Source organism: Kytococcus schroeteri, from assembly GCF_002847825.1.
GTDB lineage: Bacteria > Actinomycetota > Actinomycetes > Actinomycetales > Dermatophilaceae > Kytococcus > Kytococcus schroeteri.
In genome coordinates this window covers 1-336 of record NZ_PKIZ01000112.1, presented here as the reverse complement: position 1 = coordinate 336, position 336 = coordinate 1, and the positions used below count along the sequence as shown (strand labels likewise).

Genomic DNA, 336 nt, shown 5'->3' with positions numbered 1-336 from the left:
CCGGACTGCTGCCCGTCCTCGCCGACGCGGAACGCGGCCTCGGCCGGCCCGAGAAGGCTTTGGAAGTAGCCAACGACCCGCAGGCGGACAAGCTGGATGCCGAATCCAAGGCAGAGCTGGCCATTGTCGTCGCCGGCGCCCACGAGGATCTCGGCCAGTCCGACGAAGCCCTGCTGGCACTGGAATCTCAGCTGGACAACGCCGAAGCCCCGGACGTAACCCGGATGCGCCTGTACTACGCCTACGCAGACGCGCTCGCCACGGCCAAACGCAACGACGAGGCCATCGACTGGTTCACTCGTGCAGGCGAAATGGATACCGAAGAGGTTTTGGACG

Annotated in this window: 1 pseudogene; it reads left to right on the top strand. The window is 65.5% G+C overall.

Features of this window, described 5'->3' with window-relative positions:
• A pseudogene (locus tag CYJ76_RS11760) lies at nt 1-336 on the top strand (hypothetical protein); the annotation flags it as partial.